A 12,946-nucleotide genomic window follows, 5' to 3' on the forward strand; every position below is an offset into this window, starting at 1 on the left:
TTTATCGCATGAAAATTCTTATCATTGAAGACGAAGCAGCACTTGCTCAAAGTATTTCCGAATATATGTCCGGAGAAAATTACCTCTGTGAATCTGCAAGCACATTTGGTGAAGCTATGAGCAAAATAGAAACATTCGACTATGACTGTATTTTACTGGACATTATGCTGCCGGACGGAAATGGACTTGTCATTTTGGAAGAATTAAAAAAGCAACAGAAACAGGACGGAGTAATTATTATTTCCGCTAAAAATGCCCTTGATGATAAAATTGAAGGACTAAAACTGGGCGCTGACGATTATCTTACTAAGCCATTTCATCTTTCTGAACTTATGGCCAGAGTATATTCTATTATCCGTCGAAAACAGTTCAGTAGTTCCAATGTGGTAAAACAAAATGAGCTTCAAATCGATTTATGGGCCAAAACTGTGGCAGTGAATGATGAAGTGATTTCTCTGACAAAGAAAGAATTTGATCTTTTAATTTATTTTATTGGTAACAAAAATAAAGTCATCTCCAAAAGTACCCTTGCGGAACATCTTTCCGGGGATTTCGCAGATATGCTGGACAATCATGATTTTGTTTATGCTCATGTAAAAAATCTTAAGAAAAAGCTCTATGATGCAGGATGCGGGCATTATCTTAAAACGGTGTATGGAACGGGGTATAAGTGGGAAAGCTAGAGTAATTATGAATGATGAGTTATAAATGATGAATTATTATGAGTGAAAAGAAAAATGTGCTGAAAGATAAAAGTTTTGGTTTTGCTATAAGGATTATTAATCTTTATAAATATCTTACAGCCACTAAGAATGAATATGTTCTGAGTAAACAGCTCTTAAGAAGCGGAACAGCAGTAGGAGCCTTAGTAAGAGAATCACAAAATGCTGAAAGTAAAGCAGATTTTATTCATAAACTGGCTGTTGCTCAAAAAGAATGTGATGAATCTATTTACTGGATTGAGCTTTTGTTTCAGACAGATTATTTATCATCCACAGAATATGAAAGCATCAATAATGAAACTACAGAAATATTAAAAATAATCCGAAGCATCATCATTACAACAAAAAATAAATCATAACTCATAATTTATAATTCATCATTATTGTGAAGCCTCTACTCACCAAAACTACCAAACCCTTTTTGATCTACGTACTTATTGTACTGATGATCAGTATTCCTGTCTATTATTTTGTGGTGGATACGATCTGGAAAAATGAGCTGGATGAGCATAATCAGATTATTGTAGAGAAAACGGCTTATGAATTCAATCAGTTACAACTTTCTGAAGAAGCATTGAACAAAAGCCTTGAATTATGGAATCATATTCAGCCCGAAACCAGTATTGAAAGAATTTCTCCCAGTCAGGTAAAACAGGACAGTATTTATACTTACGAAAAGCATCTGCCTTTTATTTCGGAACAGAAAAAAGAGCGTTACAGATGTCTTAAAAAAGTAATTTATATTCATGGCAAACCTTATCTTTTTACTATACAAACCAATATTGAGGAATCTCATGAAACCATAGCCGTTATTGCCCTAATTACCATCTTTTTTTTCGTAGTGATTGTTCTTGGACTTTTATATCTTAACAGAAAACTTTCATCGTCTGTCTGGAAGCCGTTCAGAAGTACACTGGATCAGCTGAAAACTTTCAATCTTAACAGCCAGAGTACGATAGAATTTCCAGCTTCTGATACTGCTGAATTTGAAGAACTCAATCAGTCTCTTTACAAACTCATAGAACGAAATGTTTCTACTTACAAAACCCAGAAAGAATTCACCGAAAATGCTTCCCATGAACTGCAGACTCCACTAGCTATTATTAAAAACAAACTGGACATTTTGCTTCAGGATCAAAACCTTACTGAAAAGCAATACCGCATTGCAGAAGATATGAACAGGGCGCTTACAAGAAGTTCCCGTATCAATAAAAACCTTTTGCTGCTTGCTAAAATTGATAATAACCAGTTCGACAGCTCGGAAATTATTTCGCTGGATCTTTTGCTTCACCAAAGCATTGATATTCTCAGAGAACATTTTGAGCAAAAAAATATTTCAGTTACAGAACACATCACAAATGAGGTACAGGTAAGAGGAAACAATATTCTGGCAGAAATATTAATCAACAATCTTTTAATCAATGCCATTCGTCATACAGCTGTAGGAGGCAGCATTTCCGTACAGCTTACCCATTCTGTTTTTGAGGTTTCCAATTCAGGGACTGAGAAACTGAATACAGATTTCTTATTCAAAAGATTTTCAAAACTTTCAACAGATAATAGCGGAAGCGGGCTAGGCTTATCTATCATTCAGGAAATCTGCAGGTTTCATAAGAGGTCTGTTAATTACAGGTTTGAAAATCAACACCATATTTTCTCTGTTAAATTATAGTTAAAAAAATCCCGGTTTCCCATAATTCTAAATTTCTTCTAAATCGGTTTGCACCTTTGTATTGAAAACATACTGAGGTATAAATTGTATTTAGAAAATGAAAACTGTAAACAAAGTTGCATCCGTAACCCTTCTATTCTGGCTCATGAAAATTGTTGCCACCACATTAGGAGAGACTTTAGGAGATTTTATTTCTATGACGCTTCATCTGGGCTACGTAGCAGGTAGTCTGATTACCTTGGTGTTCTTTGTCATCATTTTATCCGTGCAGCTTGGTGTGAAAAAATATATACCAGCCGTCTATTGGATGGTGATTATAGGAACAACCACTTTAGGAACGGAAATCTCTGACTGCATCGACAGAACTCTGAAAACCGGCTATCTGACTGGTAGTTTAATTCTACTTTCGGGGCTCTTGCTTTCTTTGTTTTTATGGTACAAAAAATATGGAAATCTTGAGGTTTATCCCATTTTTGAAAAGAATAAAGAACTGTATTACTGGACTGCCATTTTATTTTCCAACAGCCTGGGAACTGCTTTCGGAGATTTTCTGAGTGATAATTTAGGACTGGGATATATGACCGGAGCTTTGATTACAGGACTCATTATTTTAATAGTCGTATTGATTCATTATTTCACGAAGATCAATCATGTGTTGCTGTTCTGGATTGCTTTTGTTTTTACCAGACCATTTGGTGCTACTTTCGGAGATCTTTTAACCAAACCTTTAGCGAAGGGAGGACTGGATATGGGAACTCTCAATGCATCTCTCATATCTCTTGCTCTGATGGTATTGATGATCATCATTTCACAAAGAAAACACAGCCGGGAATTACCCCTTCAAAACGAATAATCCAACACCTGTTATAATAAAAAATATTTTAAAGAAAATAAAACTAGAAGAATGAATAAGACAGCCCTGTTATTTTTTCCAACCTGTATGATGGTTTCTTCTCTTGTTTCTGCCCAGACCGCTTCTGTAACCGCTTCAGGAAGGATCACAGGTATCGACAAAACGGCATTACCCTATGCTCATATTATTTTAAAGAAAGAAAAAGACAGCACTTTTACAGCCGGAACAATTACCAATGAAGAAGGAAGATTTTCTCTTACCGGAATAAAACCAGATCATTATCTTCTGGAAACCTCACTCACAGGATATCATACGCAAGTACAGCCCGTTTTTATAGGAAGTCTTTCTGAGTTTCTGGAAATTCCTGCCATTGAGCTAGTTCCGCAACAGGAAACAGAAAACAAAATAGAGGCGATTGCCATTACAGCTTCCAAAAAGAATGAAATAGACAGCCGTCTGGATAAGAAAACCTATTCTGTAGCAGATAACATCAGCCAAAGTGGTGGTTCTGTATTACAAAGCATGCAGAATCTTCCCGGAATTACAGTACAGGATGGCAAAGTACAGCTTAGAGGTAATGATAAAATAACCGTTCTGATTGATGGCAAACAGACAGCTCTCACCGGTTTTGGAAGCCAGACCGGATTGGATAATATTCCTGCTTCTGCGATTGATAAAATTGAAATCATCAACAATCCTTCCTCGAAATACGATGCGAATGGAAATGCCGGAATCATCAATATTATCATGAAAAAAAATAAACAGAACGGATGGAACGGAAAAGTAGGATTCACCGCAGGTTTAGGCTCACTTTGGGTGAGAATGGAAAATCTTCCCACTATAAGACCACAATATACTCTTACGCCTAAAATTAATCCATCACTGTCTGTGAATTACAGAAAAAACAAGGTCAATATATTCTTACAGGCAGATAATCTTTATACAGAAACCCTTAACAAGAATGAATTTGTAACCCGTACTTATGATGACGGAACAATTATTAATTCCCAGCTGAAAAGAAACAGAAACACCAATTTCTTCACCACTAAGGCCGGAATAGACTGGAATATTGATTCTCAAAATACCTTAACCATTTCAGGAATGTACGGAAGTGAAAAAATTATCGACAGAGGAGATCAGCCATTTTTCAATGGAGATAAGTCTCAACGCCTGCGTCTGTGGCAGTTTTTGGAGGATGAGCTGAAAACAACCGTGATGGGAACAGCTTCTTATCAGCATAAATTCAAAGAAGCCGGACATATGTTGAACGTGGGATTCAACTATACGTTCCATAGAGAGGATGAAAAATATTTCTATGATAATTATCTGCCGTCTTCTACAGGAACTGATGCGTTTAAACTATTATCAGATGAACAGGTATACGATTTCAATATAGATTATGTAAAACCATTGAAATATGGGCGAATAGAAACAGGAATTAAGTTGAGAAACAGAAGCATTCCTACCAATATGAATTTTATTCCGGGAACCAATTCTGTTCTGGATGTTTCTGCGGGTGGAAAGGCTGATTATAAAGAATTTATTCCTGCCGTCTATGGAAATTATATTTTTGAAAATGAAAAATGGGAAGCAGAATTGGGACTTAGATTAGAATATGTGAAAATTCAGTATGATGTAAATCCTAATCATCCTACCTATAAAAGTGACGGATACAACTACACCCAACCATTCCCGAATTTCAGGCTGGCATATAAGCTTGATGACCGTAATAAGTTTTCTGTTTTCTATAACAGAAGGGTAGACCGTCCCAATGAAGTAGATATCAGAATTTTTCCAAAATATGATGATGCGGAGATCATTAAGGTTGGAAATCCGGCGTTACGTCCTCAGTTTACGAATTCTGTTGAACTCGGATATAAGCACAATTGGAATAGCGGATATTTATATTCTGCACTATACCACCGTTTTGCCAACGGAACGATCACCAGGATTTCCAGTATTGTTCCGGGCAGCACCCTTATTTATGCCATCTTTCAAAATGCAGGAAAGAGCTATAATACAGGGTTTGAAACAATTTGGAACCAAAAAGTATCGGATGTTTATTCCCTGAATGTCAACGGAAATATATACCGTAATCAGATTAATGCATTTACTGTACAAAATCTGTATCCCCAGCCTAATACATTCTCCGCAGACCAGCAAACCGCTATCTCGGGGAATGTTAAGATGAACAATGTTTTTCACTGCTCAAAAGGGTTAGATATGCAGTTTACGTTGGTGTATCTGGCTCCGGATATTATTCCTCAGGGAAGAATACAATCAAGATTCTCAGTGGATGCAGGCGTGAAAAAAGCCATTCAGAAAGGGAAAGGGGAACTCTTTTTAAATGCTTCAGATCTGCTTAATACAATGGTGATCAAGAAGTCTGTACAAGGCAACGGATTTGCTTATACCAGCAATGATTACTACGAAACCCAGGTGGTTCGTTTGGGATACAGCTATAAATTTTAACAAAGAATCGGATAATTTTAAATGGAATTTAAAATGAAAAAACAGTTTCAAAAAACGCTGGTTTACGTAATGATTTTGAGCTCAGTGGTAAGCCGGATCAATGCTCAGAACACCAATGACACGATACGTGTTCAACAATATGTAGACGATAGCATTGGCACAAAAGAAGTTCAAAAAAACACACTTAACTATAAAAGCCTGATCATTCCTGGCGCATTTATTACCTACGGAGTAGCAGGTCTTTCCATCAAGAATCTGAAGCAGCTTAATCTATCCACAAAGGTTGAAATCAACGAACATCAGCCTAAACAGATACAACTGGATAATTATACCCAATATGCTCCGGCAGTAATGGTATATGGACTTAATGCAATCGGGATAAAAGGAAAACATAATCTGAGAGACCGAACCATTATTTACGCTTCGTCACAACTGATTGCGGCTGCCTTTACTATGCCTTTAAAGTATCTGGTCAAAGAGGAAAGACCGGACGGTTCTAATACGTTGTCTTTTCCTTCAGGGCATGCTGCCACCGCATTTTCTTCAGCACAATTTATGTTCCGGGAATATAAAGACACCAATTTCTGGCTCAGTATCTCAGGATATCCGTTTGCAATTTTCACCGGAGTTTACAGAATGCTGAATGATAAACATTGGCTGGGAGATGTCATAGCAGGAGCCGGATTTGGAATTCTTTCTACAGAACTGGCATATTGGCTGTTTCCAAAAATTGATAATTTATTACGAGGAAAAAATAAAGTTAAGACTTCGTTTTCATCCACCATGGTAATGCCATTTTATCAGAATAAAATAGTGGGTATAGGCCTGGTAAAGACCTTTTAAAACAAATTCTTCATTATATTTATTAAAAGCATCATTTCTTCTTGAATGATGCTTTTTCTTTACACCACCTTAGCTTTACGGATTATTTTCGCTAATAAGCCTGGAAAAAATCGTTTCAGGTAAACAGCCATCACTTCTTTACCGCCTATCGCTTGTTGTCTTTTCTGTTTCTCTATGGCATAAAGCATTTTTTTTGCGAAGATATCTACGGGCATGCCATTCTTCGTAGCATCATCCATCGTGCCCTGTAATGAACCGTCCCCGGTAACAGCATTAATAGAAATATCAGTCTGAATAAAACCCGGACAGATCACCGTAATCTTAATATTCTGGCTGAATAATTCTGCCCTCAAGGCATCAAAAAATCCATGTAAAGCATGTTTTGCACCGGCATATCCGCTTCGCATAGGAGCACCGAAAATTCCCATTAGACTTGATACAACGGCAATCTGTCCTCCTTTATTTCGGATCATATAAGGCAAAACAGCCTTTGTAAGAGCTACTGTTCCTATATAATCAATATCGATAAGCTGTTTATCTACTTCAATATCGGTTTCCATGGCTAACGACCTCTGTGACATTCCGGCATTATTGATCAGAATATCAATCCTTCCAAATTTTTCTTTTGCTTTTGCTACAATGGAAGGCATTTCTTTATAATTTTTAAGATCTAAAGGGATGACCGCATATCTGTCTCTGCTCAAACAAGCTTTCTCAGCAACGGAATGAAGCTGTTCTTCTTTTCTGGAAGAAAGAATAATTTTTGCATTGCTGTTCCTGCAAAGCTCTTTCACTAAAGCTTCTCCAATGCCTGATGATGCACCTGTAATCCAAATGACTTTATGATTAAAATAATTACTCATATTCATTAGTATTTAATTTTAAAGTCGGGCAATATATTGTCCGGCTTTCATTCCTGAAAAGATGCAACCTCCCAAAAATGTTCCTTCCAGAGCTCTGTAACCATGCATTCCGCCACCGCCAAAGCCCGCAGCTTCTCCTGCAGCATACAATCCTTCAATGATGCTTTCATCCTCTCTCAATACCTGACCATTCAGATTGGTTTTTATTCCGCCCAACGTTTTTCGGGTTAAAATATTAAGACGTACTGCAATCAAAGGTCCGTTTTCCGGATCTAAAATTTTGTGTGGTGCCGCTACACGTCCCAGTTTATCTCCTAAATAATTTCGGGTGTTCCGGATATAATTTATCTGGGTGTCTTTTGAAAATTTATTGTTGAGTTCGCGGTCTCTGGCTTCAATCTGTGATTTTATCTTTTCATATTTCAACAGGTTATTTCCTGCCAGTTGATTCATTCTTTTAACCAGATCTTCCAGGTTATCTGAAACAATAAAGTCTTTACCGTGTTCTTTAAAAGCTTCTACAGGTGAGGGTGCCTTTTTCCCAAAAATCCTTTTCAGAAAAAGAGCATAATCTTTATTGGTGATATCCGGATTCTGCTCCGAACCTGAAAGAGCAAATTCTTTTTTGATAATTTTCTGTGTAAGGATAAACCATGAATAGGAAAACCCTGTTTTCTGGATATACTGTAAAGTCCCCAGCGTATCAAATCCCGGAAGAAAAGGAGCGGGGAGACGTTCTCCTTTAGCATCAAACCATAGCGATGATGGCCCCGGCAATATGCGGATTCCGTGGTTGGGCCAGATTGGATTCCAGTTTTGTAAGCCTTCGGTGTAATGCCACATTCTGTCCGGATTGATAATATGAGCACCTGCATTTTCTGCAATGCCTATCATTTTACCATCCACATAGGCCGGAACACCACAAACCATATTTTCAGGTGCTTTTCCCAATCTTTCCGGCCAGTTTTTTCTTACCAGCTCATGATTGGCACCAATTCCTCCTGAAGCAATAATAATATTTGGAGCTGTATACTCAAATACAGAGATGACATTCCTGTTCGTTGCAGCACCTCTTTCCTGGGTATCATTTTCCAGAATATCTCCTTTAAGGCCTTTCATTTTGCCGTTTTCCTCTATCAATTCAGTTACCCGATGTCTGAATTTCATCTGAAGCAGTCCTTTTTCCTGAGCTTTGTAAGCTTTTTCTACAAAGGGTTTTACCACGCCTGTGCCTGTTCCCCAACTCACATGAAAACGGGGTACGGAATTTCCATGACCCGTTGCCGATCCATCACCACGCTCTGCCCAGCCCACCATAAACATCAGCCTGATTCCCAGTTTGGAAATATAATCGTACTTTTCACCGGCAGCAAATTTCAGATAAGCTTCAGCCCACTGGCGGGGCCAGTAATCTTCCGGACGGTCAAAACCAGCGGTACCTTTCCAGTCCTGCAATGCCAGCTCATAAGAATCTTTGATTCCCATTCTTCTTTGCTGGGGAGAATTAATCAAAAATAATCCTCCAAATGACCAGAATGCCTGTCCGCCGATATTCTGCTCTGTTTCCTGATCCAGAAGCAATACTTTTTTTCCGGCATTGGTAATTTCCATCGCCGCGGTAAGCCCTGCCAGTCCGGTTCCGATAATAATTGCATCGGGCTGGAATTTTTCTTCCATTGTTAAGCGTGTTTTGATTCAACAATATGTTAGATAAATGTATAAAATTATTCGGAATCGGATTTAATATTAAAAATTTAAATAAACCTGCTTTGAGTAATCAGCCCTGAACTCTGAACTTTTCAACTTATCTTTGTGAAAAATAGAAGAATGAAGTATTTGTTTATCATTGCCTGCCTGGTTTGTTCAATATTCAGTCAGGCACAGCAAAAACAGGATCCATGGAAAGACAGCCAGCTGATGGATCCGGCATTACTGGCTTCCAGAATTGAAAATCAAAAAACAAAAGATCTGGTCATCATTTCGGTAGGACCTGAAGCTATTGTGAAAGGTTCTGTAGACATCGGACCGACTCATGAACCTGAAAATCTGGAAAAACTGAGAAATTATCTTAAAGATATTCCTAAGAACAGAGAAATTGTGATCTATTGCGGTTGCTGTCCTTTTGTAAAATGTCCTAATATCCGTCCTGCATTTGCATTGTTAATGGAATTGGGCTTCACAAATGCAAAGCTTTTAAATCTTCCGAAAAACATCAAAACAGATTGGCTGGATAAAAATTATCCTACAAATGATTAATATGAAGAACTCTTTAACAATATTATTTTTCATACTGTTTTCAGGATATATTTCTGCCCAGAACACCATAGAAGTAGGGAAGAAAGCTCCTGAAATAACAATGACAAATGCAGATGGAACTTCATTTTCTCTTTCAGCATTAAAAGGAAAACTGGTTCTGATCGACTTCTGGGCAACATGGTGTGCTCCATGTGTAGAGGAACAACCTCAGTTGAAAACAATGTACAATACCTACTCCGAACAGATAAAAAATAATCAGTTTGAAATAGTAGGTGTTTCTTTGGACAAGAATAAAGAAAGCTGGCAGAAAGCCATTGACAGATTTCAGATTACGTGGATACAGATCAGTGATTTAAAATTCTGGAAAAGCCCTGTAGCAAAGCTTTATGAAATCGAAGAACTGCCTTTTAATGTCATTATTGACGGGCAGGGAACTATTGTAGCTAAAAACCTTCATGGTAAAGAACTTGAAGATTTCATTAAGAAAAGCCTGACATAGAATTAAGAAAGTTTTTTTCCGGATATAAGACAAAGAGTGGTAAGTTATTTTACCACTCTTTTTTAATTGAAAAAGATAGAAGTATTTGTGTATTAGAATCTTGCCTTAATCATTTAAAATATCTGTAAAGATATAGTAATGATCATGAGGGAACTCATCATTGTATCTGGACGTAAATATAATAAAATTTACCAATTAAATCACTTTATATTGAAATATGTGTAAAATTTAATATCTCATTAAAATAGCGTTCAATAATAAAGGTTATTATTACTACGAAACAAAACTTTTATACTGATTTCAAAGTTGTTGATATACAAAATATTGAATCCTTGTTTTTGTATTCTAATTTTGTTTCTGTGAAAAAGAGTTTCTACCTTCGTTTTGCGCTTTCAGTGATCTTACTTATGCATAGTGTGATTTCCATTTTCAGTGGGGATGTGAATGATTTTGGACAGATCTACCTGAATGGATTAGGTTTCAATCCTGTAGGAATTTATATAGCATGGATAGTAAAACTGATTCATCTTTTATCAGTACCATTAATCTGGATTGATAGATACATCAAACCAATAGCTGTTTGTAATATTCTGATTTTCATTTTGGGAATCTATTATGTCCATTGGCAAAATGGATGGTTTGTGGTAGGTGGAGGAACGAATGGTATTGAATTCAATGTATTACTGATCTTCTGCTTTTTGAATCTTATGTACCCCAAAGTTTCTTTGCATTTTATGAGTAAAAAGAAGAGTTAGACCTTCATAAATCATCTGTTTTTCCTCCAACATTATTACCGCTCATAATCAAAACTGATAGTTTATAGATGGTTACGTCCATTTGATAGACTTATTTTTTATATTTGAGAGAACAAATAGTACTTTGTACTTTTAAATCATAATAAGCTTGAAATCAGACAGTCAATCCAAATGGCGGATTCATTTGTTTTTTTGGATATTGTATTATATTCTGGAGGTTTACCTTGACTTTTATTGGTCCAGATATCAGTTTCCGGATTTCAAATGGCAGATAAGACTTCAGAATACATTTATGCTGGAGCTCGGATATCTTTTTGTGAAAATTCCATTAGCGTATGCTTTGCTGTATGTATATGAAAAGGTGGATCTTAAACTTATTTTTAAATATATTTTCTGTATTTTCATTGTAACAGCATCTGTTTTGGGTCACCGGTTTTTAACCCATTATATCATATATCCGTATATCTATGGCGTTACAGAGACATTGGACGGAAAGCATACTTCAGGATTTATCAATGGCTATGTGGTTTTTAATTCTTTTATGGATCTGATTTTTATGATAGGCCTTATTTTTGGGGTTGAAATTACACGGCAAAAGAATGTACTTAAAGAACAGATCTCTCAATTAAAAGCTGAAAAACTGGATCAGGAGCTTACCATGCTGAAGGCACAGATCAACCCTCATTTTCTTTTCAATACGCTTAATAACATTTACGGAATGGCTCTGAAAAAAGCAGATGAAACTCCAGATGTTATTCTTCAGCTTTCCAAAGTAATGCGGTATAATATTTATGAAGCTGCAGAAAAAACGATTTCTCTAACCAAGGATATTGAAAATATTAAAGATTTCATCCAGATTCAGAAGATTCGTTACCATCAGCTTACCGTTAGTTTTATAGAAGATATTGATAATCCTTTTCAGAAAATTTCACCTCTGATATTGATACAGTTTGTAGAAAATGCCTTTAAACATGGTGTTTCCGAAAGTCTGGGAGAAGCATTCATTACCGTAGATATCCGATTAAAAAACGGAATCCTTACTTATTTCATAGAAAACTCCAAGCAGAAACAGCCCCATGAGCATTCTACAAAAATAGGTCTGAAAAATATACGCAGACAGCTAGAATTGCTTTATCCCAACCATTCGCTTTCTGTAGAAGATAAGAATAACCGTTATAGTGTAACTTTAACCATTGATTTCTATGATACAACCAGCCACTAAAAGATACAACTGTATTATTGTAGAAGATGAACCTATTGCTGCAGATATCCTGGAAAATTTCATTTCCAGAGATCCGGAACTGAATCTCGTAGGAAAATGTGCAGATGCAGTATATGCCAGCAGTCTTTTAAGTATTCATGATGTAGATTTAATGTTTCTTGATCTCCATCTTCCGGTAGTAAAGGGCTTTGATTTTCTCAGAAATGTAAAAAATCCTCCTTTTGTGATTGTTACAACTGCTTATCATCAGTATGCGGTAGAAGGCTATGAGCTTGATATTGCAGATTATCTGATGAAACCCATCCCTTATCAGCGTTTTTTGACTGCTATTGGAAAATTCAAGCATTTGATGGAAGCAGATGATGCTTTACTCGAAGTTTACGAACGTGATTTTATTTTCATGAACAGTGGTAAAAAGAAGGTTAAAATTATTCTCCAGGATATTTTTTATATTGAAAGTTTAAGAGAATACATTCATATTCATACAAAGACAGAGACTTTCACTTTTAAAATGCCCATTAGTAAAATGGAGGAAATTCTAAATCCCAAAATGTTTGCCCGCATTCATAAATCTTATATCATATCAAGATCAAAAATAGAAGTAAAATCTGCCAATATTATTCAGATCAATGGAAAACAACTTCCCGTGGGAAGAACGTATAAGCCATTGATAGAGCTTTAGGATTGAGAAGTGAAATCCTGTTCAAAACCACCCCGTCAAAGGGAGGAAAATTTTAAGTCTTTCAATTCAAAGGGCGACCAATATAAATAGAGATAGTTTATGATTTG

The 12,946-nt window shown here is 36.4% G+C and carries 13 protein-coding genes; 11 read left to right on the top strand and 2 right to left on the bottom strand.

Annotated elements, in window-relative coordinates:
• Positions 1–8: 8 nt before the first annotated feature.
• The 6 genes from RHP76_RS03745 to RHP76_RS03770 all read left to right on the top strand — a co-directional run bounded on the left by RHP76_RS03745 (position 9) and on the right by RHP76_RS03770 (position 6,562).
• Positions 9–683 (top strand): response regulator transcription factor, encoded by a 675-nt coding sequence (locus RHP76_RS03745; RefSeq protein ID WP_062669504.1) that lies wholly within the window; start codon positions 9–11, stop codon positions 681–683.
• A 38-nt stretch (positions 684–721) separates the two neighbouring features.
• Positions 722–1,081: a four helix bundle protein gene (locus RHP76_RS03750; RefSeq protein ID WP_311229525.1), complete on the top strand. Its 360-nt coding sequence runs from the start codon at positions 722–724 to the stop codon at positions 1,079–1,081.
• A gap of 62 nt (positions 1,082–1,143) precedes the next feature.
• Entirely contained in the window at positions 1,144–2,394 is a 1,251-nt protein-coding gene (locus RHP76_RS03755) for a sensor histidine kinase (RefSeq protein ID WP_277694830.1), read from the top strand.
• Positions 2,395–2,491: 97 nt separating this feature from the next.
• Positions 2,492–3,247 (top strand): COG4705 family protein, encoded by a 756-nt coding sequence (locus RHP76_RS03760; protein WP_062669497.1) that lies wholly within the window; start codon positions 2,492–2,494, stop codon positions 3,245–3,247.
• Between the two features lie 51 nt (positions 3,248–3,298).
• Positions 3,299–5,719: a TonB-dependent receptor domain-containing protein gene (locus RHP76_RS03765; RefSeq protein ID WP_311229526.1), complete on the top strand. Its 2,421-nt coding sequence runs from the start codon at positions 3,299–3,301 to the stop codon at positions 5,717–5,719.
• Positions 5,720–5,752: 33 nt separating this feature from the next.
• Positions 5,753–6,562: a phosphatase PAP2 family protein gene (locus RHP76_RS03770; protein WP_120232196.1), complete on the top strand. Its 810-nt coding sequence runs from the start codon at positions 5,753–5,755 to the stop codon at positions 6,560–6,562.
• Between the two features lie 59 nt (positions 6,563–6,621).
• Here the strand turns inward: RHP76_RS03770 and RHP76_RS03775 are convergent, their stop codons facing one another.
• Both RHP76_RS03775 and RHP76_RS03780 read right to left on the bottom strand, forming a co-directional pair.
• The gene (locus RHP76_RS03775) at positions 6,622–7,425 is read right to left on the bottom strand and encodes an SDR family oxidoreductase (protein WP_311229527.1); all 804 of its coding nucleotides are present in this window, start codon (positions 7,423–7,425) and stop codon (positions 6,622–6,624) included.
• 18 nt (positions 7,426–7,443) lie between these two features.
• Positions 7,444–9,102, bottom strand: a complete 1,659-nt coding sequence (locus RHP76_RS03780) for an FAD-binding dehydrogenase (protein ID WP_311229528.1) — start codon at positions 9,100–9,102, stop codon at positions 7,444–7,446.
• 150 nt (positions 9,103–9,252) lie between these two features.
• Here RHP76_RS03780 and RHP76_RS03785 point away from each other — a divergent pair, with 150 nt between their 5' ends.
• From RHP76_RS03785 to RHP76_RS03805, 5 genes are all read left to right on the top strand, one after another.
• Entirely contained in the window at positions 9,253–9,681 is a 429-nt protein-coding gene (locus RHP76_RS03785; RefSeq protein WP_120231152.1) for a rhodanese-like domain-containing protein, read from the top strand.
• A 1-nt stretch (position 9,682) separates the two neighbouring features.
• Positions 9,683–10,180, top strand: a complete 498-nt coding sequence (locus RHP76_RS03790) for a TlpA family protein disulfide reductase (RefSeq protein WP_311229529.1) — start codon at positions 9,683–9,685, stop codon at positions 10,178–10,180.
• 359 nt (positions 10,181–10,539) lie between these two features.
• Positions 10,540–10,935, top strand: a complete 396-nt coding sequence (locus RHP76_RS03795) for a DoxX family protein (RefSeq protein ID WP_120231153.1) — start codon at positions 10,540–10,542, stop codon at positions 10,933–10,935.
• A gap of 148 nt (positions 10,936–11,083) precedes the next feature.
• A complete protein-coding gene (locus RHP76_RS03800) occupies positions 11,084–12,157 on the top strand; it encodes a sensor histidine kinase (protein ID WP_120231154.1) in 1,074 nt (357 codons plus the stop codon).
• A complete protein-coding gene (locus RHP76_RS03805) occupies positions 12,138–12,839 on the top strand; it encodes a LytR/AlgR family response regulator transcription factor (protein WP_120231155.1) in 702 nt (233 codons plus the stop codon). The genes RHP76_RS03800 and RHP76_RS03805 overlap by 20 nt, the downstream gene beginning before the upstream one ends.
• Positions 12,840–12,946: the final 107 nt, after the last annotated feature.

It is taken from the genome of Chryseobacterium sp. SG20098 (assembly GCF_031844745.1).
GTDB classification, from domain to species: Bacteria; Bacteroidota; Bacteroidia; order Flavobacteriales; family Weeksellaceae; genus Chryseobacterium; species Chryseobacterium cucumeris.

What these genes read in the sequence shown, in the direction of transcription:
- RHP76_RS03750 (WP_311229525.1), top strand. Translation starts at nt 722, where the DNA reads ATGAGTGAAAAGAAAAATGTGCTGAAAGATAAAAGTTTTGGTTTTGCT.
- RHP76_RS03745 (WP_062669504.1), top strand. Translation starts at nt 9, where the DNA reads ATGAAAATTCTTATCATTGAAGACGAAGCAGCACTTGCTCAAAGTATT.
- RHP76_RS03785 (WP_120231152.1), top strand. Translation starts at nt 9,253, where the DNA reads ATGAAGTATTTGTTTATCATTGCCTGCCTGGTTTGTTCAATATTCAGT.
- RHP76_RS03780 (WP_311229528.1), bottom strand. Translation starts at nt 9,102, where the DNA reads ATGGAAGAAAAATTCCAGCCCGATGCAATTATTATCGGAACCGGACTG.
- RHP76_RS03805 (WP_120231155.1), top strand. Translation starts at nt 12,138, where the DNA reads ATGATACAACCAGCCACTAAAAGATACAACTGTATTATTGTAGAAGAT.
- RHP76_RS03760 (WP_062669497.1), top strand. Translation starts at nt 2,492, where the DNA reads ATGAAAACTGTAAACAAAGTTGCATCCGTAACCCTTCTATTCTGGCTC.
- RHP76_RS03770 (WP_120232196.1), top strand. Translation starts at nt 5,753, where the DNA reads ATGAAAAAACAGTTTCAAAAAACGCTGGTTTACGTAATGATTTTGAGC.
- RHP76_RS03775 (WP_311229527.1), bottom strand. Translation starts at nt 7,425, where the DNA reads ATGAGTAATTATTTTAATCATAAAGTCATTTGGATTACAGGTGCATCA.
- RHP76_RS03790 (WP_311229529.1), top strand. Translation starts at nt 9,683, where the DNA reads ATGAAGAACTCTTTAACAATATTATTTTTCATACTGTTTTCAGGATAT.
- RHP76_RS03765 (WP_311229526.1), top strand. Translation starts at nt 3,299, where the DNA reads ATGAATAAGACAGCCCTGTTATTTTTTCCAACCTGTATGATGGTTTCT.